We start from the raw sequence: 21,404 nt of genomic DNA, 5'->3' as shown, positions 1-21,404 counted from the left end.
TCCTCAAATAATATTGAGCTGCTTCGCTAATTTATAATGATGCCCTTCGGTGTCGACGAGGCGTTTTTGCATACTGATTAAATCTATAGGGATCGGTTTATTACTCGAATTAATAATAATGGCTTTATTTCTCATACCGGACTGGATACAACGAACGACTTCGCCTGCCATAATAGTGCCCTGATAGATTTCCTCGCAGGTAGGGTCACCGTTACGTAGGCTATAACCAATAATTGACTTACGAATGCGTACACCAATTTTCGGTTCAAGCTGTTTAATCATGGTGTCAATTGCCCCCTGAAAGCCGGGGGAGTATTCTTTGGTATAACCTTCAGAGCACAGAATCACGACGCTGTTTTGTGTCTCAAGTCGTGCCCTAATCTTATGTGCCAGTTCGCTCAGCGACTGTTGGCACTCAGGGATTAGTGCAAAATCAGCGTTGCTTTTAATCGCCGATTGCAGTGTCAATTCACCGCAGTAACCACCCAGCAGTTCAACCATAAAAACACGCCCTGGCAAAGCGCGGCCTGTATTACGCAGCTTGGCGACTTCTTTAATGACTTGCTCACATGCTGTTGAAAAACCGATGGTGTAATCACTGCCGTAAACATCATTATCGATGGTCATGCCGACACCAAAACAATTCACACCATATTCACTGAGGTTATTAAGAAATTGTAATGATCCATCGCCACCAGCCATAATAAGTACATCGATATGCAGGTTTTTTAACTGTTTTGCGATAGTTTCATATTCACAGCCCATTAATTTACGGTTAGTTCGACCTGAAGACATAATCGGAATGGATGCTACGGAAAAATCCACTAAATCCCGGATGGAAATATCCTGGTGTTTATTCTGCAATAGACCTGGAATACCACCGTTAAACAAAACGATTTCTGCTTGAGCCAGTCGGGAAACCTGAAAAACGAAGTTATTTATCCCCGTGACATCACCGCCGCTAATTACCATGCCGATTCTCATGACATTTGCCTCGTTTATTTTCCTTGCAGCTATTTTTCCCTTTAAACAAGCCTTGGATTTGCAGGTGACATCACAAAATTGCTATTAATTTATTAGGGAGAGTGGTTGACAGATGTTTTTTTGAGGTGATTTTTGTGATTTAAATCACAAGTTTTTGGTGTAGAAGTGATGAGCAAGAGATAAGAAAAGTCTCTATATTTCAATGGATTAATCTTACTGATTGGAAAATGGAATTCTCCCATATTATTGGTGTTGTAAATGAATAATATTAGCTTTCAAAAATGTGACTACTCACGCATTTTTCTGCGGGGGAAAGGGGGGCGGAATTAATTAAGAGGCGTGAAAGAAAGATGAGGAACTACTTACCACACAGTTAGGCGGGTAAATATGAATCTCTTATCCGCCTTTTGTATATAAGAGAGGATAACTACCGAGCAAACGCCAACTTATCTTCTGCGGTAATTTCTCGTATCACACGGCAAGGAACCCCTGCGGCAACCACGTTTGGCGGAATTGATTTTGTCACAACGCTACCTGCGCCAATGACGCTATTACGTCCAATCACCACGCCTGGGTTGATGATGACACCGGTTCCCAACCAAACGTTGTCTTCAATAGTGACTGGCAGAGAAAATTGCTGCCCGGTGATGCGGATTTCTGGGTCTATCGGATGCCCGGCGGTTGATATCGTCACATTTGGTGCGACCATTACTTTATCGCCAGGATTTTAAGTTGTGGAGAGAGAGAAGAACAAAAAATAGCAGCAGACCGCAGCCATTCCATAAATAATGACCAGCATCAGAATGATTTCAAACCGAAAGCGTTTTAGCAGCAGCTCAGGTTTGATAAAAAAACACCCGGCAAGCCGGGTGTTTTTAATAGTGAGGGGTTTCATTGCAACTTATGCAGCTGGTTTAACCGCTGGTTTTGCTGCTGGTGCAGCTGCTTTTTTGTGGTGCTTTTTGGCAGCCTGAGCTTTCTGTGGCGCTACTGGAGTTGCGGTTGTAGCGGCTTTTTTGTGGTGTTTTTTAGCAGCCTGAGCTTTCTGTGGTGCGGCTGGGGTTGCGGTTGTTGTCGCTTTTTTATGGTGCTTTTTAGCAGCTTGCGCTTTTTGAGCTACAGGCGCTGCTTTATGGTGTTTCTTGTGGTGCACAGTAGTGGTGTGTTTTGCTGGAGCAGGTGCCGCAGTGGTGTCAGCAGCGAAAGCAACAGAGGACATACCCATTACAGCAACAGCAATCAGAGTTAATACTTTTTTCATTTTGATAGTCTCGTAGTTGTTTATGTGTGGGTTGTTGGCCCGTTGAAATCACTTTAGGCCAACAAACAAATACGTTCAGTGAGTGATTGGTGTCGGTACGTAACGGAATGTACAGCCTGTTAATACAACCGCTGCGGATGGGTATAAACCGTTGCGCGGCCTGGTTTACTAAAGCCCACCAGCGTCAGGTTACAGCGCTGTGCGACTTCTACCGCAAGCGTTGTCGCCGCAGAAACGGCGAACAGAATTTCTACCCCGCACTGGGCCGACTTTTGCACCATCTCATAGCTGGCGCGGCTTGAGACTAAAACCGCGCCGTTGTGCCAACTCTCACGCCCACGTGCGCCGAGCAGTTTATCCAGCGCCACATGGCGGCCAATATCTTCTTTACCTTCCAGAATCTGGCCATTTTCGTTAAGCCACAATGCTGCGTGCGTACACCCTGTGAGTTGTCCCACCGGCTGGTAGTCGCGCATTTGTTTTAAAGCGGCATCAAGATTATTCAAATCGAAGGTTTGTGTGAACGGCAGAGGGGTAATCGGGCGGCCAATATCGTTGAGTTGTTCAACACCACAGACCCCACAACCGGTACGTCCGGCAAGTGAGCGGCGGCGTTCTTTCAGCCCCATAAAGCGGCGGCTTGAGAGCTCTATTTGTACTTCCAGGCCGTTACAGACTGGTAAAACATCAATTCCGTAAATGTCTGATGGGGATTCAATTATCCCTTCCGATAAAGAAAAACCTAACGCAAAAAGCTCCAGATCTTTGGGAGATGCCATCATTACTACATGTGAAATACCATTGTAGACCAGCGCTACCGGGACCTCTTCAGCCAGCCAGTCGCCTTTAGCCTCGAGTAAGTCTTGGCGTTGCCATAGCTCTATCGTCCGCGCACCAGTGATGGTGTTCACATTTTTGTTCTGATTTGGTTCGGAATTGTTCACTTTGTCTTAACCTGATTGGAACAGCCTTAATCCTAATGTGGTATTCTGGAAACGCTACCCCTATTGGATTAGGGGGTATTTCCAGTTTGGGTTTGATTGTGAACCTTAGTCGGTCAAACCGCAAAAATTACACTTATAAAACTTGTGAAAAATGTCGAAACAAGGAGCACCCATGCAGGTCAGCAGAAGACAGTTCTTTAAGATCTGTGCTGGCGGTATGGCAGGGACTACGGCAGCGGCACTGGGCTTTGCCCCGGGCGTAGCACTTGCGGAAACGCGGCAATATAAATTGCTGCGCACCCGTGAAACGCGTAATACCTGTACATACTGTTCCGTTGGTTGTGGGCTATTGATGTACAGCCTCGGCGACGGCGCGAAAAATGCCAAAGCATCTATCTTCCATATTGAAGGCGACCCGGATCACCCGGTTAACCGTGGTGCACTTTGCCCGAAAGGTGCAGGACTTGTGGATTTCATCCACAGCGAAAGTCGTCTCAAATTCCCGTCTTACCGCGCACCAGGCTCGGACAAATGGGAGCAGATCAGTTGGGAAACGGCATTTGACCGTATCGCCAAACTGATGAAAGCAGACCGCGACGCCAACTTTATTGCCCAGAACGACCAGGGAACCACGGTCAACCGTTGGCTCTCCACCGGCATGTTGTGCGCATCCGCTTCCAGTAATGAAACCGGTTATTTAACCCAGAAATTTTCCCGCGCCCTCGGCATGTTAGCCGTGGATAACCAGGCGCGTGTCTGACACGGACCAACGGTAGCAAGTCTTGCTCCAACATTTGGTCGCGGTGCGATGACCAACCACTGGGTTGATATCAAGAACGCCGATCTCGTTATTGTGATGGGTGGAAACGCGGCAGAAGCGCATCCAGTTGGGTTCCGCTGGGCGATGGAAGCCAAAATCCACAACGGCGCGAAGCTGATTGTCATCGATCCACGCTTTACGCGTACCGCTTCGGTGGCGGATTTCTACACCCCAATTCGTTCCGGTTCTGACATTGCTTTCTTGTCAGGCGTGCTGCTGTACCTGATCAACAACAATAAATTCAACCGCGAATACGTTGAGGCTTATACCAACGCCAATCTGATTGTGCGCGAGGATTACAGCTTCGACGACGGCCTGTTCTCCGGCTACGACGCGGCAAACCGTAAATATGACAAAACCACCTGGAACTATGAGCTGGACGAAAAAGGCTTCGCGAAACGCGACCTGACGCTCAGCCATCCGCGTTGTGTATGGAACCTGCTCAAAGAGCACGTTTCCCGTTACACGCCGGATGTGGTTTCCAATATTTGCGGCACCCCGAAAGATGATTTCCTGAAAGTTTGTGAATACATCGCCGAAACCAGTGCAAAAAACAAAACCGCGTCGTTCCTGTACGCGCTGGGCTGGACGCAACACTCGGTGGGCGCGCAGAACATTCGCACTATGGCGATGATTCAGTTGCTGCTGGGCAACATGGGGATGGCGGGCGGTGGCGTGAACGCCCTGCGCGGGCACTCCAACATTCAGGGTCTGACCGACCTCGGCCTGTTGTCACAAAGCCTTCCGGGCTACATGACGCTGCCGAACGAAAAACAGCCGGATCTCCAGACTTACCTTGCCGCCAACACGCCGAAACCGCTGCTGGAAGGCCAGGTCAACTACTGGGGCAACTACCCGAAATTCTTCGTTTCGATGATGAAAGCCTTCTACGGCGACAAAGCTACCGCGGAAAACAGCTGGGGTTATGACTGGTTGCCGAAATGGGACAAGGGCTACGACGTCCTGCAATATTTCGAGATGATGAACCAGGGCAAGGTGAACGGTTATTTATGCCAGGGCTTTAACCCTGTCGCGTCGTTCCCGAACAAAAACAAAGTCATTGCGTCACTCTCAAAATTGAAATTCCTTGTGACCATTGACCCGCTGAACACGGAAACCTCTAACTTCTGGCAAAACCACGGCGAGATAAACGATGTCGATCCGTCGAAAATCCAGACCGAAGTGTTCCGCTTGCCATCCACCTGCTTTGCCGAAGAAAACGGTTCTATCGTTAACTCCGGCCGCTGGTTGCAGTGGCACTGGAAAGGTGCGGACGCCCCAGGGGAAGCGCTGAACGACGGCGAAATTCTTGCGGGTATCTTTAGCCGCATGCGCCACATGTACCAGAGCGAAGGCGGTGCGTTGCCTGAGCAGGTGCTGAATATGACCTGGAATTACCTGACGCCAGATAACCCGGCGCCGGAAGAAGTGGCGATGGAAAGCAACGGTAAAGCGTTGCAGGACGTTGTCGACCCGGCAACCGGCGCGGTTCTGGTGAAAAAAGGCCAGCAGCTCAGCTCGTTCGCCCAACTGCGTGATGACGGCACCACTTCAAGTGGCTGCTGGATCTTCGCCGGTTCCTGGACGCCAGACGGCAACCAGATGGCACGCCGTGATAACGCCGATCCGTCAGGTTTAGGCAACACGTTAGGCTGGGCCTGGGCGTGGCCGCTCAACCGCCGCATTCTGTATAACCGTGCCTCTGCCGATCCAGCGGGTAAACCGTGGGATGAAAAACGCCGCCTGATCTCCTGGGATGGCGCGAAGTGGAGCGGGGCGGATATTGCCGACTACAGCACTGCGGCACCTGGCACTGACGTTGGGCCGTTCATCATGCAACCGGAAGGTTTAGGGCGCTTGTTTGCTATCGACAAGATGGCAGAAGGGCCGTTCCCGGAACACTACGAACCGTTTGAAACGCCGCTTGGCACCAACCCGCTGCACCCGAACGTGGTTTCTAACCCGGCGGCGCGCGTGTTTAAAGGTGACCTGGAAGCGATGGGCAAGCACGACAAATTCCCGTATGTCGGCACCACGTATCGTCTGACCGAGCATTTCCACTACTGGACCAAACACGCGGTACTGAACGCCATCGCGCAGCCAGAGCAGTTTATCGAGATTGGCGAGAAGCTCGCTAATTCACTCGGTATTGCCCACGGTGACACGGTGAAAGTCTCCTCCAACCGTGGCTTTATCAAAGCCAAAGCGGTGGTGACCAAACGTATTCGCCAGCTTGATGTGAACGGCCAGAAAGTGGACACCATCGGCATTCCGATTCACTGGGGTTATGAAGGCGTGGCGAAGAAAGGCTTTATCGCTAACACCCTGACGCCGTTTGTCGGTGATGCTAACACGCAAACGCCTGAATTTAAGGCGTTCCTGGTCAATGTGGAAAAGGTGTAACGGAGACGAATTATGGCTTATCAATCTCAGGACATTATCCGTCGTTCCGCCACCAATGGCCTCACGCCCGCGCCTCAGGCGCGGGATCATCAGCAAGAGGTCGCGAAACTTATCGATGTGACCACCTGCATCGGTTGCAAAGCCTGCCAGGTGGCCTGTTCGGAGTGGAATGACCTGCGTGATGAAATCGGCAGCAACGTCGGCGTTTACGATAACCCAGCGGATTTGACCGCCAAATCGTGGACGGTCATGCGTTTCTCGGAAGTGGAACAGAACGACAAACTGGAATGGTTAATCCGCAAAGATGGCTGTATGCACTGCGCGGATCCTGGCTGCCTGAAGGCGTGTCCATCTGAAGGCGCGATTATTCAGTACGCCAACGGTATTGTCGATTTCCAGTCTGAACAGTGTATCGGCTGCGGTTATTGTATCGCCGGCTGTCCGTTCGACGTGCCGCGCCTGAACCCGGAAGACAACCGTGTCTACAAATGTACCCTGTGCGTAGACCGTGTGACCGTCGGCCAGGAACCAGCGTGTGTGAAAACCTGCCCAACCGGCGCGATTCATTTCGGCTCGAAAGAGGATATGAAAAACCTGGCGGGTGAGCGTGTGGCTGAGCTGAAAACGCGTGGTTACGACAACGCCGGGTTGTACGATCCTGAAGGCGTTGGCGGCACACACGTTATGTATGTGCTGCATCATGCGGACAAGCCGACGTTGTATCACGGCCTGCCGGAGAATCCGTCCATCAGCCCAACGGTGAAATTCTGGAAAGGTGTCTGGAAGCCGCTGGCCGCTATCGGCTTTGCTGCGACCTTCGCCGCCAGCGTGTTCCACTATGTGGGGGTCGGCCCGAACCGTGCCGAAGAAGATGACGATAACCTGCATCATGACGATGACGAGGTGCGCAAACCATGAAAAAACAAGTGACCATTCAGCGTTATAGCGCGCCTGAACGTATCAACCACTGGGTAACCGCCTTCTGCTTTATGCTGGCGGCAATCAGCGGGCTGGGCTTTTTCTTCCCATCCTTCAACTGGTTGATGCACATTCTTGGCACGCCGCAGCTGGCGCGTATCCTCCACCCATTCGTGGGGGTGGTGATGTTTGCCTCGTTTATCATCATGTTTTTCCGCTACTGGCATCACAACCTAATCAATCGGGATGATATCTTTTGGGCGAAGAATATTCGTAAGATCATCGTCAACGAGGAAGTGGGTGACACCGGGCGTTATAACTTCGGCCAGAAATGCGTGTTCTGGGCGGCGATTATCTTCCTGGTGTTGCTGCTGGTGAGCGGCGTAATTATCTGGCGTCCGTATTTTGCCCCTGCTTTCTCAATCCCGGTGATTCGCGTAGCCCTGATGGTGCATTCATTTGCCGCAGTGGCACTGATTGTGGTTATTATGGTCCACATCTACGCTGCCCTTTGGGTGAAAGGCACGATTACCGCGATGGTGGAAGGCTGGGTCACCACGACCTGGGCGAAGAAACACCACCCGAAATGGTATCGTGAAGTTCGCCAGAAACAGGAAAAACGACAGGAATGAGTATTCGCATAATCCCGCAAGATCAGCTGGAGAAGAGCGATAAACGCACGGCGGAGATGATCCCGCCGTTGTTGTTCCCCCGGCTGAAAAATCTCTACAACCGCCGCGCAGAACGTCTGCGCGAGTTAGCGACCGACAATCCGTTGGGTGATTTCCTGCGCTTTGCCGCACTTATCGCCCACGCGCAAGAAGTGGTGCTCTACGACCACCCACTGCAAATGGATTTAACCGAGCTGATTCAGAAGTCTTCTGAAACGGGCAAGCCGCCGTTGGATATTCACGTGCTGCCGCGTGATCCACATTGGCAGCGCCTGTTGAATTCACTGATTGCCGAGTTGAAACCAGAAATGGACGGTCAGGCGTTAGCGGTTATCGAAAACCTGGAAAAAGCGTCATCGCAAGAGCTGGAAGAGATGGCAACCGCGCTGTTTAACGCGGATTTTGCGCTGGTTTCCAGCGACAAAGCGCCATTCATTTGGGCTGCGCTGTCGCTCTACTGGGCGCAAATGGCGAGCCTGATTCCAGGGCGTGCGAAAGCAGAATACGGCGAACAGCGCCAGTTCTGCCCGGTTTGCGGTTCCATGCCCGTTTCCAGCATCGTGCAGATTGGCGGCACCAGCGGCCTGCGTTATCTGCACTGCAACTTGTGCGAAACCGAATGGCATGTGGTGCGCGTGAAGTGCAGCAACTGTGAGCAAACCCGTGACCTGAACTACTGGTCGCTGGAAAGTGAGCAGTCAGCGATTAAAGCGGAAAGCTGTGGCGACTGCGGCACCTACCTGAAGATTTTGTATCAGGAAAAAGATGCCAAAGTGGAAGCCGTGGCCGACGATTTAGCCACGCTGGTGCTTGATGCGCGCATGGAGCAAGAAGGTTTTGCCCGAAGCTCAATCAATCCTTTCCTGTTCCCAGGGGAAGGCGAGTAATCAGTTCCCAGGGCGGAGAGCGTTGGCTTTTCCGCCCTGTTTATCACCCAGGATCACAGAATGTCCCTCGAACCCGCAATTGCCGGGCTGGTTGATGAGTTCATCGCCTCCGGCCGTCCTTCTTCACGCCAACAAACTTTTGCCGAACGCCGCACCGGGTATATCGCCAGCACTATTTTAGCGGGTGAAACCGAAACACGAGTTGACGTGAAAGACATCAGTCTTGATGGATGCACGTTACGCATATTTTCCCCACTCAACGCGACCGGATCACTCCCTGCCGTGATCTACTACCACGGCGGTTGCTTTGTTAGCGGTGGGTTTGAAACCCATGACAACCAGTTACGCCAGCTTTGCTATTACAGTGGTTGTCGGGTGATTGCAGTTCAGTATCGCGTGGCACCAGAGCATACTTATCCGGCTGCGCATGACGATGCTGAGCGTGCAGCGGATGCTATCTGGAAAGCGGCTGATCAACTGGAAGTGAACCGTGAACGAATTACGCTCGCGGGCGACAGTGCTGGTGGGCATATTGCTCTGGTGACGGCTCTGCGCCTGAAAAGTGCGGGAAACTGGCTGCCTGCGCGGCTGATGCTGATTTACCCGATGCTGGACGCTACGGCGGAATCTGTCAGCTATCAGGAAAATGGCTACGACTACATCATTACCCGCGATACGCTGCTTTCAGGTTACGAGGCCTATATGCCCGATCTGGACTCAATGGATGATGAAGCCAGCCCGTTATTTCGTGAAGATTTTGCAGGTCTGCCACCGGTACATATCATTACCGCCGAATACGACCCACTTCGCAATGAAGGCGAGGTCCTGCATGAGTGCCTGATGGACCAGGGCGTTGAATCCACCTGCCAACGCTATCTCGGCGTGATCCACGGCTTCTTCCAGCTTGGTGGTATCAGCCAGGCAGCCCGCGATGCCATGCGTGATGTAGCGTGGCGAGTAGGTCAGGCACGCTAAGACGAGATACCAGTCAGCACGGGCTGGCTGGTATTGGCACCGAAATTCAGTCTTTCTTAATCATCTGCACGATTTGATCGTCATTAATCTGGTGCTCATTGCCTTGCTGATCGGTGTAACTAATCAGGCCAGTATCTTTATCCACTTCCGGTTTCCCCTGCGTCACAATCATATCGCCTGCTTTGGTCGACATAACGTAATCGCTCGAACACGCCGTAACCGAAAGTGCCACACCGCTTAACAGCAGAACTGCCATCAATTTTTTCATGTTGAAATATCCCTTTTAAATAAGAAGGGGATTCTACCTGTTGCGCTCAAGACAGATTGTTAAGGTGTATGACGAAGGGTTTATTGGCGTTATGGCGCGGCCAGGCTACAAAACAAAAAACCGCCTGGCTTTACCAGACGGTTTTTAGAATTTTCAATGTCTTAATGCTTTTTAAGAGCTCAAATGAGCTTGTTTTCTGCGTGCGACATCAATAAACAAAAGGCTGGCGGCAAAAGACAAACAAGACGCAATAATTAAAACAAGAAGATAGGAAGTTACGTAGCTATATTCTTTGTCCAGATGGCTTAGTTGTTCAGATATCAGGTCGATGTTTTCTACTGTGTAATTTCTGCAGGCATAAAGCCCGTACCAGAAGGCGCTGAATGCGACCATGCAGGTGTAACAGAACCAGGTGAGTTTTTTATCTATGTATTCCAGATAAAATTTGGGGTCCGAGTAGGCGACTTTCAGAAGCCCGAAAAAACAGCCAAAGTAGATGCCAATCAACCACTTCAACACATCCCAATTCATAAAAACCTCTTCAATTGCTGCCTGCTTTATTCCCTAAATAATTCGAGTTGCAGGCAGGCGGCGACGCAGTGAATCCCCAGGAGCTTACTCTAGTAAGTGACCGGGGTGAGCGAGGAAAGCCAACGCACATGCAACTTGAAGTATGACGGGTATATAAGGCATTAAAAAAGGCTACGCATCACGTAACCCCTTGTTTTATTTCATTTACGCCAGTTAAGTCTAACAGACTGATTCTTTTACTTATGTGGCAGAAATAATATCGGCGAAGTATGCCATATGCTGGAGTGACAAAGAAGAGCGTGGAGGTGACGAGTGGATGAAGGCGTTGCTTTAAAAAATGGCGGATGTCGCAAGCTAATCCGCCCTACAAAACCTGATTAATTCCTGGCACCGCTAATCACGCATCATGTTGCTTAATGATTAATTTTGCGCCCTGATTGAGTAACTGATTAATACTCTCGCCGCATGCCAGCGCGATACGTTCAAGAGCTGCATGGTCTTCAGGCGTTAGACGAGCAGAAATCTTCCCGCTGTATGATTTATAAGGCTCAATGTTTTTTGCACGACATGTATGAAGAAAGAATTTAAGAGATTCGGCTCCCTCTGTTTTCAATTCCTGCACACTGTAGGCGTAAAAATCTGCACCGCCGTTTAATCCAACGAACTCGCCGCGAAACATTTCAATGTCTGGGTCGAAGCTAACAATAGCGGCGTGGCCATCAATTTTAATAATGTTATTCATGGTTTGATTCCCATACTTTCTAACCAGATGCGGGTCGCATTTACGGCACCTTTATCCATAGTCGATTGCGGATGTGGCCGGTGATACACACGAACCTCTTCCCGTAATGTGAATGCTTCTCGCGATCCAGCGGCACTTACATCTACCTCCGCCCCCAGCGAAATCATTAACGCTTTAAAGTCCCGCCATTCCAGAGAACCTGCCACGGGACGACGATAGATCGCCTCCAACGTCCTTTGATGTTGTCGTTTCATACAAGAGTAGTATGACTTCCTTGTCATTCGATGGTATCAAAAAATAATACCATCGAGAAGTGTGTATTAAGGACGTGAAGGGGGCACAAATCGCCGCGCGGTTATAGCCCTCCTTCACTCGTAAAATAAAGGTTAGTGAATTCCAGGCACTGCCTCACCACTGATCATTGCCAACCCACCATCAGCGCGAACAAAACGCGGTGCTTTTAAATCCTCGACCAGAAGGTTAATCAACTCGAATAATAGCCCTGTGATGTGTTCTTTCTGCTCGGGAGACTGCTGGTGTTGCAGTAATAAGATGGTGAGTGCGGAACAATACTCGCGCAGAGTCCCGGAATCAGTAGAAAGCGGAGCGCGATAATTATCAGGTTCTGCCACATCCACCGTCAGGCGCTCAATTAAATGCGCTGGTAACGGCGCTTTTAGCGCGAACTTCAACATTTCCAGCCCGGCAAGCAACCGCCCGCAAAGCGCCATGCATTCGGTATTGTTGTCGTTTTCGATTAGCGCATCGACATAGTGCTGACAGGCGTCGAGTATCTGAAAGAGATCTTGAGTGGCACCGAGCGGGGTTTTGAGCAGCGCGGCAATCGCCGTTTCATTAACTTGCGGTGGGCTGATGATTTCAGGATTGGTGGTTGTGGTACTATTGGTGTTAGCCATGTCGTTAACTCCATTAACGATTGTGGTTAAACGCCTCGGTAGTGTTGCAAGCACTATCGGGGCGTTGCTATTTGTTGCTTCTGTTTTCGATGGTAGTTACCATCTGTGGATAAAAATAAACCCATTGGTACCTACCATGCAAGAGAAAAAATCTAAACTCGCCTTTGATCGATCAAAAAGTACGATGAAGAACATTCGCTTCGAAGATGAGCTTTTAGAACAGATTGAGAAAGCTGCTGGAAAGGGGAATTTTAGCGCTTGGGTGAAAGAGGCCTGTAAAATGCGTTTGGGTTATAAAATTAAAAAATAGTAGAATGATTTCTAGGAAGCTATAGAATTATGGCATATTAAAATATTGCTATTAACTGGTTATTATATAAATTGAATATTAATCATAACTTGAGCGAGTTTACACTTAACGTTATTATAGGCCAATATAGAAATAAATAGGCTATTAAAATGAATACTGTTAAAAAAGGCGATGCTTTTGAGGACGAGGTTTTCGAGCTTATAAAGAATTATATCAATAGTGGTAGTTTTTGGCTAAATCCTAAATTTTGTAAATTTTATAAGAAGAAAAAATATTATTCCCACAAGAGATCTGGGTATATAGTAGTTGATATATCGATAGAATGCTTTTTGGATGGAAAGAGTGAGTATTCTCAGCTAATTGTTATTGAATGTAAGGATTATAAATCAAAAGTTCCAGTAGATGATGTTGAGGAATTTGAATCGAAACTTCATCAAATATCAGGAGTGAATGTTAAAGGGATTTTTGCATCAAGAACACCATTTCAATCTGGTGCATTTAATGTTGCAAAGAATATTGGGATGGCATTGATAAGAATACTTCCTGATGAACAAATCGATTGGGTGCTCCAGCGTAACCCTATATCTTCAAAATTTTCTGAAAGAACAAAAGAAGATAAAGTTACTTCAAAAACCGCTTTAAATGATGATGGATTCATTGGTAAGTCACAAAATTTATTTTGCTATTATAACGATATTTATTCCTCTTTTTTTATCAATGTATTGAATGAGATAGTATGTGGTGACAAAAAACCTTCTCATGCAACAATTCCATCTAAATATAAAATAATAAGATCTAAGACTTTAAATCATTTAAGTTTAGATGAAATAGATGCAAGGGGTCTTCAGTTGACCATAGACTCCGGAGCGAAAAAAAATAAAGAACCAGTTGATTTATATAAAATAATTTCTTATATGACTGAGTCAACGGGATTAACATTTGACCTTGCCTCTGAGTTAGGTACGGATGAAAATTATACATCTGTAATTGGTTCAATGGACTCAAAAAACAATATTATAAAAATATCAAGCTCACTAGAATTAAACTCCCCCAGATGGCGATTTACACTAGCACATGAAATCGGTCATTATATATTTCATCATGGTTATATGTTGAAAAACACTATAGACGAGCACATTGATATTATTGATAATTATTCCATTCTAGATTTTAAGTTATCATCGAATCTCTATCGAAAATTAGAGTGGCAAGCAAATATGTTTGCAAACAGTTTATTAATGCCTCGATATGATGTAATTAATTCCATGGCTGAATTGATCAAACAACTTGATATACATAACTTTAACAATGGAATTATCTATGTGGACAATCAGCACTGTAATATCCACAATTATAACTATATTATAACGAAGTTAAAAAAGGAATTTAATGTTTCTGCAACTATAGTCGAAATACGTTTGAAGCAATTGAGAGTATTAAATGACATGCGAACTCAAGCAGTCAAATTTAATCTCGATCTTTTTGGTGGAAAATAGAGAAATACTAGAATATTGCACTTATGTTTAATGCTAAAAATTGGCGGAAGATCACAGGAGTTGAACCTGCCCGGCACCGCTGGCGGCACCAACTGGATTTGAAGTCCAGCCGCCTCACCGGAGACGACGATCTTCCTGGCCTCGATTGCTACATGGAGGCGGTGCGCAGTATACCTGGTTTTTCGCTTGTACCAAACAATGCTTTCCCCTTTCCTCAATGAATCCTTCAATACTATTAGCACGATCAATTAAATCGTTCACTTACCACGCGTTTAGCATTTCCTATCCCATTTGAAAGAGCGACTGCGCTCACACTTATCAAGAATCGTAATCTGATAACGAGATTACAGAATTCACGCACTGTCCCCGATGCTTTAAAACCGTAGAAATCTAAATTCCATCGTTCAAAGGATTGCATTATGAAGATTAGTGACGGCAATTGGCTGATCCAGCCTGGTTTATCGCTTATCCACCCGGTGCAGGTTTTCGATGTGGAGCAGCAGGGCAATGAGATGGTGGTGTATGCGGGCATGAAAGATGTCCGCGAACGTGGCAACCAGCTCGATACCCCACTGTTTACGTTGCGCTTTTTCTCCCCGCAGGAAGGTGTATTGGGCGTGCGTATTGAGCACTTCCAGGGTGCGGTGAATAACGGCCCACACTATCCGCTTAATGTGCTGAAAGATGTAAAAGTTGAGATGCAAAACACCGCTGAATTTGCCGAGCTGAAAAGCGGCAACCTGGCGGTGCGCGTCACTAAAGGCGTTGAATGGGCACTGGATTTCCTGCGTGACGGCGTACGCATCACGGGTAGTGCGGTGAAAAACAACGGTTACGTGCAGGATGGCAATACCGGAAATACGCATATGTTCGAGCGCCTGGATTTGGGCGTTGGGGAAACGGTTTACGGCCTGGGCGAGCGTTTTACGGCGTTGGTGAAAAACGGCCAGACGGTGGAGACCTGGAACCGTGATGGCGGCACCAGCACCGAGCAATCCTACAAAAACATCCCGTTCTACCTCACCAACCGTGGCTACGGCGTGCTGGTAAACCATCCGGAATGTGTCTCTTTTGAAGTGGGTTCCGAAAAAGTTTCCAAAGTGCAGTTCAGTGTGGAAGGGGAATATCTCGAATACTTCGTGATTGACGGCCCAACGCCGAAAGCAGTGCTCGACCGGTACACCCGCTTCACCGGCCGCCCGGCGCTGCCGCCAGCGTGGTCGTTTGGACTGTGGCTCACCACTTCATTTACCACCAACTACGACGAGGCGACGGTCAACAGCTTTATCGACGGCATGACGGAACGTAATCTGCCGCTGCACGTTTTCCACTTCGACTGCTTCTGGATGAAAGCCTTCCAGTGGTGCGATTTTGAGTGGGACCCGGTGACCTTCCCGGACCCGGAAGGCATGCTCAAACGCCTGAAAGCGAAAGGCCTAAAAATCTGCGTGTGGATTAACCCGTACATCGGCCAGAAATCCCCGCTGTTCCGCGAAGGGATGGAAAAAGGTTATCTGCTCAAACGCCCGAACGGCGCGGTGTGGCAGTGGGATAAATGGCAGCCGGGGCAGGGAATTGTCGATTTCACCAACCCTGCGGCCTGCGAATGGTACGCCGGGCACCTGAAACGCCTGGTGCGCATGGGCGTGGACTGCTTCAAAACTGACTTCGGCGAGCGCATCCCGACGGATGTTGTCTGGCACGACGGCAGCGATCCGCAGAAAATGCATAACCATTATGCGTTCATCTACAACGAACTTGTGTGGAACGTGCTCAAACAGGAGCTGGGCGAAGAAGAAGCGGTGCTGTTTGCCCGTTCTGCTTCCGTGGGCGCGCAACAGTTCCCGGTTCACTGGGGCGGTGATTGCTATGCCAACTATGAATCTATGGCAGAAAGTCTGCGCGGTGGCTTGTCGCTCGGCATGTCAGGTTTTGGGTTCTGGAGCCACGATATCGGCGGTTTCGAAAACACAGCCCCGGCGCATGTGTATAAACGCTGGTGTGCGTTCGGGCTGCTTTCCAGCCACAGCCGCCTGCACGGCAGCAAATCTTACCGTGTGCCATGGGCGTACGACGACGAAGCCTGCGACGTGGTGCGCCACTTCACGCAGTGGAAATCACGCATGATGCCGTATCTGTATCGCCAGGCAGCGCAGGCCGCAGAGTTCGGTACGCCGATGATGCGTTCCATGATGCTGGAGTTCCCGGACGATCCGGGCTGCGATTACCTCGACCGCCAGTACATGCTCGGCGAGTCCGTGATGGTCGCGCCGGTGTTCTCTGAGGCAGGCGACGTGCAGTTTTACCTGCCGGAAGGCCGCTGGACGCACCTGTTCAACAACGCTGAGGCGCAGGGCAGCCGCTGGCATAAAGAGAAACACGATTTCCAGAGTCTGCCGGTATATGTGCGTGACAACACACTGCTGGCGCTGGGTAATAACGACCAGAAGCCGGATTATGCCTGGCATGAAGGCACCGCCTTCCAGCTGTTTAATCTTGATGATGGGCGCGAAACAGTTTGCGAAGTCCCGGCGGCAGATGGTTCGGTTATCTTCACGCTGAAAGTTAAGCGCGAAGGCAACACGCTGACGGTGCAGGGCGACGGCCAGGCAAAAGACTGGACGCTGTGTCTGCGCAACATAGGCGATGTGAGAGGCGTGAAGCAAGGTAAGAGTGCTGCGGGCGAACAGGGCGTGGTGATTATGCCGGATTCGTGCGATGCGGGACTGGTTATCGAGCTGTAATGTTTTTGGCGGGCATTTTTGCCCGCCTTTATCACGCGAATTGTGATAGCTGTTCCAGCTGCCGTTCCCCTTCTTCATCCACCGGTAAATACACCAGCAGACGCGCGCCATCACGAGGGGTGGAAAACCAGTTCGTCTGTTGCATCTGGATGGTGCCAATTTGCGGATGGGTAAACTGCTTGAGGTGGTTTTCGATGCCGCGAACTTCGTACCGCTGCTGCCATAATGCTTTAAATTCCCCTGAAACCGAGAAAAAACTCTCCAGTAAGGCCTCCCAGCGCGGGTCCCCTCGGTGCTCTGTCATCCCTGCGCGGAAATAGCCAACGAACAGGGGCAAAATCAATTCTCTGTCCCCAAGGCGACGGCTCCAGTTTTCGTCAGTCAGGTACTGATAAATACAGTTGCGCTCATCTACCGGCACGGCATCGAGATCCACACCCATCAACAGACAAAAATTGTGGTTGTAACCGAGAATATCGAAGTTGGGCTTCTGCATGCAGGCAGGGTTTGGCATTAGTGCGTCGAGCAGGCGGCGTGAAGCGGGGCTGAGGTTCTCGCATAATGCTGATGCCGGGATTTCTGCAGGTGACAAACCGGCAAGAATAAATAAATGACGAGTCTCAACGGGGGAGCATTGCAACGCATTAGCGATAGCCGTCATCACGCTGACGGAAGGATTCACATCCCGTCCTTGCTCAAGCCAGGTGTACCAGGTCACACCAACGTCGGCCAGCAGCGCGACTTCTTCACGGCGCAGCCCTGGTGTACGGCGCCGTCCACTGCGGGGTAAACCGAGGCGCTGAGGGTCAAGACTTTCACGCCGGGTGCGTAAAAAGGCCGCCAGCATTTTTCGATTGTCTTCCAGTGTGGAAGTAAACTGGTCAAGTTTTGTGATGGTTGTCACGGAAAACTCCAGAAGGGTAGTGCCAATACCAGTATAAGCAAGAACTGGTACCCGTTTAAACATTGGGGGATGCTACGCCGGTATCCTGAACCGTGCAATGGAGCACATGATGAGAATTCCCCCTTTTTCCCTTGGACGAGCAGGTTTGATTTTGCTTCTGACAAGCCAGATGCTGCCGCTTATTGATACGTCGATTACCAACGTGGCCCTGGACTCGATTACCCAGTCATTGGGTACCAGCCATACAGAGTTGGAACTTATTGTCGCGCTCTATGGGGTGGCCTTTGCCGTTTGTCTGGCTGTGGGCAGCAAGCTTGGAGATAACCTGGGCCGCAGGCGTGTTCTGATGTGGGGAGTGGCGTTGTTTGGTATTGCCTCTTTGCTGTGCGGCATTGCTGGCTCTGTTGGAACGCTGCTTGCTGCACGCACTTTGCAGGGCATGGGGGCTGCACTCATTGTGCCGCAGATCCTCGCAACTCTACACGTCACGTTAAAAGGCACCGCTCATACCAGAGCCATTAGCCTTTATGGTGGTATCGGAGGTATTGCTTTTATTATTGGGCAAATGGGCGGGGGATGGCTGGTATCAGCAGATATCGCCGGGCTTGGTTGGCGTAACGCCTTTTTTATTAATGTCCCGATTTGCATATTTGTATTGATGGTAGGAAAGCGTTATTTGCCGGAAACCCGTAGCGAAAGCGTTTCGCGTATCGATTGGCAGGGGACTTTTTGTCTGGCTTTAATACTCTGTTGCCTGCTCTTTCCTATGGCACTTGGCCCAGAACTGCATTGGCCATGGCAGATGCAAGCTGCATTGATAGCGATTATTCCCCTAGGTTGGTGGATGCGCTCTGGAGCATTAAGCCAGCAACAACGCGGCCTACAGCCTTTGCTTCCACCACGTTTGCTTAAACTGACCAGTATTCGTTTTGGCTTTTTGATAGCCGTTTTGTTCTATACCTGCTGGTCGGGCTTTATGTTTTGTATGGCTTTAACGCTACAGGCTGGGCTGGGAATGGCTCCGTGGCAGTCGGGTAATAGCTTTATTGCTCTTGGCGTAGCCTATTTTATTTCAGCCTGTTATGCCCCAAAACTGATTGCACGCCATTCAATGAGCACGATTTTGCTGGCTGGCATAGCCGTGCAGGTGGCTGGGCTATTGGCGCTCATTGCTACGTTACAACACTTTGGCCACAGTGCTGGCGCGTTAGCTGTTGCCCCTGCAACAGTGTTGATTGGCTACGGGCAGGCGCTGATCGTTAACAGTTTTTATCGCCTCGGGATGCGTGACATCGCCCCTAATGATGCCGGTGCGGGGAGTGCGATTTTAAGTACGCTGCAACAATCAACGCTTGGACTTGGTCCGGCAATCCTCGGCGCGTTGTTCCTGCATTTTCGTGTGCTGAGCAATGGTGACTATGTGACGGCGATGATGGGATTCTTGCTGGTGGAAGTGTTGGTTATGCTGGTATTGGCGGGTGTGACGCTGATGAGCCGTCGCCGGCTTCATCCTCCTGTCCTGTGCAAGCCTGTGATTTCGCAGAAGTGATTCTCAGAACGTTACGATAATAAAAAGCCGCCTTTATGAAGGCGGCTTTCTTGTTTGTGCTGAGACTAAATGGAAGCTCGCGCAGTGACCAGGCGTTATCCCTTCATCCAAATTCGAAGCCCATCAAGGAACATTTGAGTTGCCAGCATTACCAATACCAGGCCCATCAGGCGCTCCAGCGCGTTAACGCCCTTTTCCCCGAGTAAACGTAAGAACAGCGATGATTGCAGCAAAATCACCACGGTGCCGCCCCAGGCCAGCATCAACGCTGCAACCAGATGCCCCATCTGGTTTGGATACTGGTGTGATAACAGCATTAATGTTGCCAGTAACGTCGGCCCGGCAACGAGAGGAATCGCCAGTGGTACGATAAATGGCTCTTCGCCAGCAGGCAGGCCAGAGGCATTGCCTTCATGGCTTGGGAAGATCATTCGGATGGCAATCAGGAACAGGATAATCCCGCCGGAAATCGACACGCTTTCCGCACGCAGGTTAAGAAATGCAAGGATTTTTTCCCCAGCGAACAAGAAAATAAGCATTATTATCAATGCAATAAGCAGCTCACGGATCATGATGGCCCGGCGACGCTTAGGCTCAGTATGCTTGAGCACTGACATAAAAATCGGCAGGTTCCCTAACGGGTCCATAATCAGGATTAACAATACTGCCGCAGAAATGATTTCGGTCATGAATGGTTGTCTCTAATAAGTTGTATTTCTAATAGCTTGCAGATCATTGATTAATTTCACTTGCGACTTTGGTAGCATTTTGTAATGTGGGACATATTCCCTTGAATGCACACAATGCAAATACCTCTGCAGGATTAGTCGCTATGAAAAATGTTGGTTTTATCGGTTGGCGCGGTATGGTCGGTTCCGTTCTCATGCAACGCATGGTTGAAGAACGCGACTTTGACGCCATTCGCCCAGTTTTCTTCTCCACTTCTCAGTTAGGCCTTCCGGCCCCATCTTTTGCAGGCCAGAACAATGGCACGCTGCAAGATGCCTATGACCTGGAAGCGCTGAAGGCACTGGACATTATCATTACCTGCCAGGGCGGCGATTATACCAACGAAATCTATCCAAAGCTTCGTGAAAGCGGCTGGCAAGGTTACTGGATTGATGCTGCGTCTTCACTGCGTATGAAAGATGACGCGATTATTATCCTCGACCCGGTTAACCAGCACGTTATTCAGGAAGGCCTGAACAATGGCGTGAAAACCTTTGTTGGCGGTAACTGTACCGTTAGCCTGATGCTGATGTCCCTTGGCGGCCTGTTTGCAAACGACCTGGTTGACTGGGTTTCTGTTGCGACTTACCAGGCGGCTTCCGGCGGCGGCGCACGTCACATGCGTGAACTGCTGACCCAGATGGGTCAGTTGCACAACCACGTTGCCAGCGAACTTGCTGATCCTGCATCTGCCATTTTAAACATCGAACGTAAAGTGACTGATCTTGCGCGTAGCGGCAGTCTGCCAACCGATAACTTCGGTGTGCCACTGGCTGGCAGCCTGATCCCATGGATCGACAAGCAGCTTGATAATGGCCAGACCCGCGAAGAGTGGAAAGGCCAGGCTGAGACCAACAAAATCCTTAATACCGGCACTATCATTCCGGTTGATGGCTTGTGTGTCCGTGTTGGCGCACTGCGCTGCCACAGCCAGGCATTTACCCTCAAACTGAAAAAAGATGTTTCTTTGCCAACCATCGAAGCGATGCTGGCCGGGCATAACGATTGGGTGAAAGTCGTACCAAACGACCGTGATATCACCATGCGTGAGCTGACGCCTGCGGCGGTAACCGGCACGCTCACGACTCCAGTCGGACGTTTGCGTAAACTGAATATGGGTCCTGAGTACTTGTCGGCCTTCACTGTTGGCGACCAACTGCTGTGGGGCGCTGCCGAACCGTTACGTAGAATGTTGCGCTTGCTCGCATAAGTACACTTAATTACACAAGGGGCATTGCAGCCCCTTTTTTTATCACGTCATATACCCTTCATACTTCACGTTATGGATGTGTTGGTTGCACTCCGTCACCTCAGTCACTTACTTAAGTAAGCTCCTGGGGATTCCTGAGCT

20 protein-coding genes, 1 tRNA gene and 1 pseudogene are annotated in these 21,404 nt (G+C 49.7%); 10 read left to right on the top strand and 12 right to left on the bottom strand.

The features are described 5' to 3' along the window. Positions 1-3 precede the first annotated feature (3 nt). The 4 genes and pseudogenes from M979_RS16195 to fdhD form a co-directional block, all read right to left on the bottom strand. Complete coding sequence (locus M979_RS16195) at positions 4-984, bottom strand: 6-phosphofructokinase (RefSeq protein ID WP_034460365.1); 981 nt, start codon at positions 982-984, stop codon at positions 4-6. Between the two features lie 427 nt (positions 985-1,411). Further along, positions 1,412-1,705: pseudogene (locus M979_RS16190) on the bottom strand (DapH/DapD/GlmU-related protein); the annotation flags it as partial. A gap of 180 nt (positions 1,706-1,885) precedes the next feature. Further along, entirely contained in the window at positions 1,886-2,245 is a 360-nt protein-coding gene (gene asr / locus M979_RS16185; RefSeq protein ID WP_064555609.1) for an acid resistance repetitive basic protein Asr, read from the bottom strand. Between the two features lie 119 nt (positions 2,246-2,364). After that, positions 2,365-3,189 carry a formate dehydrogenase accessory sulfurtransferase FdhD gene (fdhD, locus tag M979_RS16180; protein WP_064555607.1) on the bottom strand — a complete coding sequence of 275 codons (825 nt, stop codon included), beginning with the start codon at positions 3,187-3,189 and terminating at the stop codon, positions 2,365-2,367. A gap of 172 nt (positions 3,190-3,361) precedes the next feature. Between fdhD and fdnG the strand changes: the two genes are divergently transcribed. The 5 genes from fdnG to M979_RS16150 are packed head-to-tail and all read left to right on the top strand — an operon-like array spanning position 3,362 to position 9,863. Beyond that, positions 3,362-6,412, top strand: coding sequence for a formate dehydrogenase-N subunit alpha (gene fdnG, locus M979_RS16170; protein ID WP_157093260.1), 3,051 nt, complete (start codon positions 3,362-3,364; stop codon positions 6,410-6,412). Positions 6,413-6,424: 12 nt separating this feature from the next. After that, positions 6,425-7,330, top strand: coding sequence for a formate dehydrogenase subunit beta (fdxH, locus tag M979_RS16165; RefSeq protein ID WP_034460351.1), 906 nt, complete (start codon positions 6,425-6,427; stop codon positions 7,328-7,330). After that, positions 7,327-7,962: a formate dehydrogenase cytochrome b556 subunit gene (fdoI, locus tag M979_RS16160; RefSeq protein ID WP_034460350.1), complete on the top strand. Its 636-nt coding sequence runs from the start codon at positions 7,327-7,329 to the stop codon at positions 7,960-7,962. The genes fdxH and fdoI overlap by 4 nt, the downstream gene beginning before the upstream one ends. Next, on the top strand, positions 7,959-8,888 hold the full coding sequence (gene fdhE / locus M979_RS16155; RefSeq protein ID WP_064555603.1) for a formate dehydrogenase accessory protein FdhE: 930 nt from the start codon (positions 7,959-7,961) through the stop codon (positions 8,886-8,888). Before fdoI ends, fdhE begins: the two co-directional genes overlap by 4 nt. 60 nt (positions 8,889-8,948) lie before the next feature. Next, on the top strand, positions 8,949-9,863 hold the full coding sequence (locus M979_RS16150; RefSeq protein ID WP_064555599.1) for an alpha/beta hydrolase: 915 nt from the start codon (positions 8,949-8,951) through the stop codon (positions 9,861-9,863). 46 nt (positions 9,864-9,909) lie between these two features. Here the strand turns inward: M979_RS16150 and M979_RS16145 are convergent, their stop codons facing one another. The 5 genes from M979_RS16145 to M979_RS16125 all read right to left on the bottom strand — a co-directional run bounded on the left by M979_RS16145 (position 9,910) and on the right by M979_RS16125 (position 12,321). Next, positions 9,910-10,131: a YgdI/YgdR family lipoprotein gene (locus tag M979_RS16145; RefSeq protein ID WP_034460347.1), complete on the bottom strand. Its 222-nt coding sequence runs from the start codon at positions 10,129-10,131 to the stop codon at positions 9,910-9,912. Between the two features lie 171 nt (positions 10,132-10,302). Next, the gene (locus M979_RS16140) at positions 10,303-10,662 is read right to left on the bottom strand and encodes a hypothetical protein (protein ID WP_034460346.1); all 360 of its coding nucleotides are present in this window, start codon (positions 10,660-10,662) and stop codon (positions 10,303-10,305) included. A 397-nt stretch (positions 10,663-11,059) separates the two neighbouring features. Continuing rightward, complete coding sequence (locus tag M979_RS16135) at positions 11,060-11,404, bottom strand: type II toxin-antitoxin system HicB family antitoxin (RefSeq protein WP_034460344.1); 345 nt, start codon at positions 11,402-11,404, stop codon at positions 11,060-11,062. Next, positions 11,401-11,658 carry a type II toxin-antitoxin system HicA family toxin gene (locus M979_RS24075; protein ID WP_064555597.1) on the bottom strand — a complete coding sequence of 86 codons (258 nt, stop codon included), beginning with the start codon at positions 11,656-11,658 and terminating at the stop codon, positions 11,401-11,403. Before M979_RS24075 ends, M979_RS16135 begins: the two co-directional genes overlap by 4 nt. Positions 11,659-11,790: 132 nt before the next feature. Continuing rightward, on the bottom strand, positions 11,791-12,321 hold the full coding sequence (locus M979_RS16125) for a hypothetical protein (protein WP_064555596.1): 531 nt from the start codon (positions 12,319-12,321) through the stop codon (positions 11,791-11,793). A gap of 136 nt (positions 12,322-12,457) precedes the next feature. Here M979_RS16125 and M979_RS16120 point away from each other — a divergent pair, with 136 nt between their 5' ends. Both M979_RS16120 and M979_RS16115 read left to right on the top strand, forming a co-directional pair. Continuing rightward, a complete protein-coding gene (locus M979_RS16120; RefSeq protein WP_064555740.1) occupies positions 12,458-12,631 on the top strand; it encodes a YlcI/YnfO family protein in 174 nt (57 codons plus the stop codon). Between the two features lie 149 nt (positions 12,632-12,780). Beyond that, the gene (locus M979_RS16115; protein WP_064555594.1) at positions 12,781-14,127 is read left to right on the top strand and encodes an ImmA/IrrE family metallo-endopeptidase; all 1,347 of its coding nucleotides are present in this window, start codon (positions 12,781-12,783) and stop codon (positions 14,125-14,127) included. Between the two features lie 41 nt (positions 14,128-14,168). On the opposite strand, the gene M979_RS16110 is transcribed toward M979_RS16115, so the two are convergent. Next, a tRNA-Sec gene (locus tag M979_RS16110) sits at positions 14,169-14,263 on the bottom strand. A gap of 283 nt (positions 14,264-14,546) precedes the next feature. Between M979_RS16110 and yicI the strand changes: the two genes are divergently transcribed. Beyond that, complete coding sequence (gene yicI / locus M979_RS16105; RefSeq protein WP_064555592.1) at positions 14,547-16,871, top strand: alpha-xylosidase; 2,325 nt, start codon at positions 14,547-14,549, stop codon at positions 16,869-16,871. 31 nt (positions 16,872-16,902) lie between these two features. Here the strand turns inward: yicI and M979_RS16100 are convergent, their stop codons facing one another. After that, positions 16,903-17,718: a helix-turn-helix transcriptional regulator gene (locus tag M979_RS16100; RefSeq protein WP_245164768.1), complete on the bottom strand. Its 816-nt coding sequence runs from the start codon at positions 17,716-17,718 to the stop codon at positions 16,903-16,905. A 166-nt stretch (positions 17,719-17,884) separates the two neighbouring features. Here M979_RS16100 and M979_RS16095 point away from each other — a divergent pair, with 166 nt between their 5' ends. Further along, positions 17,885-19,324 (top strand): MFS transporter, encoded by a 1,440-nt coding sequence (locus M979_RS16095; protein ID WP_064555590.1) that lies wholly within the window; start codon positions 17,885-17,887, stop codon positions 19,322-19,324. Between the two features lie 95 nt (positions 19,325-19,419). Here M979_RS16095 and M979_RS16090 read toward each other — a convergent pair whose 3' ends face one another. Beyond that, positions 19,420-20,013: a YhgN family NAAT transporter gene (locus tag M979_RS16090; protein WP_034460330.1), complete on the bottom strand. Its 594-nt coding sequence runs from the start codon at positions 20,011-20,013 to the stop codon at positions 19,420-19,422. Between the two features lie 143 nt (positions 20,014-20,156). Between M979_RS16090 and asd the strand changes: the two genes are divergently transcribed. Then, positions 20,157-21,263, top strand: coding sequence for an aspartate-semialdehyde dehydrogenase (gene asd / locus M979_RS16085; RefSeq protein ID WP_064555588.1), 1,107 nt, complete (start codon positions 20,157-20,159; stop codon positions 21,261-21,263). Positions 21,264-21,404 lie beyond the last annotated feature (141 nt).

The sequence above is a fragment of the Buttiauxella noackiae ATCC 51607 genome, from assembly GCF_001654865.1.
Classification (GTDB): domain Bacteria; phylum Pseudomonadota; class Gammaproteobacteria; order Enterobacterales; family Enterobacteriaceae; genus Buttiauxella; species Buttiauxella noackiae.
The sequence above is the reverse complement of the archived record's forward strand: the minus strand, read 5'-3'. Positions and strand labels throughout refer to the sequence as shown.

Bases quoted from the DNA above. Each gene is read 5' to 3' on its own strand.
- M979_RS16195 (WP_034460365.1), bottom strand. From the start codon at position 984: ATGAGAATCGGCATGGTAATTAGCGGCGGTGATGTCACGGGGATAAAT.
- asr (WP_064555609.1), bottom strand. From the start codon at position 2,245: ATGAAAAAAGTATTAACTCTGATTGCTGTTGCTGTAATGGGTATGTCC.
- fdxH (WP_034460351.1), top strand. From the start codon at position 6,425: ATGGCTTATCAATCTCAGGACATTATCCGTCGTTCCGCCACCAATGGC.
- fdoI (WP_034460350.1), top strand. From the start codon at position 7,327: ATGAAAAAACAAGTGACCATTCAGCGTTATAGCGCGCCTGAACGTATC.
- fdhE (WP_064555603.1), top strand. From the start codon at position 7,959: ATGAGTATTCGCATAATCCCGCAAGATCAGCTGGAGAAGAGCGATAAA.
- M979_RS16150 (WP_064555599.1), top strand. From the start codon at position 8,949: ATGTCCCTCGAACCCGCAATTGCCGGGCTGGTTGATGAGTTCATCGCC.
- M979_RS16145 (WP_034460347.1), bottom strand. From the start codon at position 10,131: ATGAAAAAATTGATGGCAGTTCTGCTGTTAAGCGGTGTGGCACTTTCG.
- M979_RS16140 (WP_034460346.1), bottom strand. From the start codon at position 10,662: ATGAATTGGGATGTGTTGAAGTGGTTGATTGGCATCTACTTTGGCTGT.
- M979_RS16135 (WP_034460344.1), bottom strand. From the start codon at position 11,404: ATGAATAACATTATTAAAATTGATGGCCACGCCGCTATTGTTAGCTTC.
- M979_RS24075 (WP_064555597.1), bottom strand. From the start codon at position 11,658: ATGAAACGACAACATCAAAGGACGTTGGAGGCGATCTATCGTCGTCCC.
- M979_RS16125 (WP_064555596.1), bottom strand. From the start codon at position 12,321: ATGGCTAACACCAATAGTACCACAACCACCAATCCTGAAATCATCAGC.
- M979_RS16120 (WP_064555740.1), top strand. From the start codon at position 12,458: ATGCAAGAGAAAAAATCTAAACTCGCCTTTGATCGATCAAAAAGTACG.
- M979_RS16115 (WP_064555594.1), top strand. From the start codon at position 12,781: ATGAATACTGTTAAAAAAGGCGATGCTTTTGAGGACGAGGTTTTCGAG.
- yicI (WP_064555592.1), top strand. From the start codon at position 14,547: ATGAAGATTAGTGACGGCAATTGGCTGATCCAGCCTGGTTTATCGCTT.
- M979_RS16100 (WP_245164768.1), bottom strand. From the start codon at position 17,718: ATGCTGGCGGCCTTTTTACGCACCCGGCGTGAAAGTCTTGACCCTCAG.
- M979_RS16095 (WP_064555590.1), top strand. From the start codon at position 17,885: ATGAGAATTCCCCCTTTTTCCCTTGGACGAGCAGGTTTGATTTTGCTT.
- M979_RS16090 (WP_034460330.1), bottom strand. From the start codon at position 20,013: ATGACCGAAATCATTTCTGCGGCAGTATTGTTAATCCTGATTATGGAC.
- asd (WP_064555588.1), top strand. From the start codon at position 20,157: ATGAAAAATGTTGGTTTTATCGGTTGGCGCGGTATGGTCGGTTCCGTT.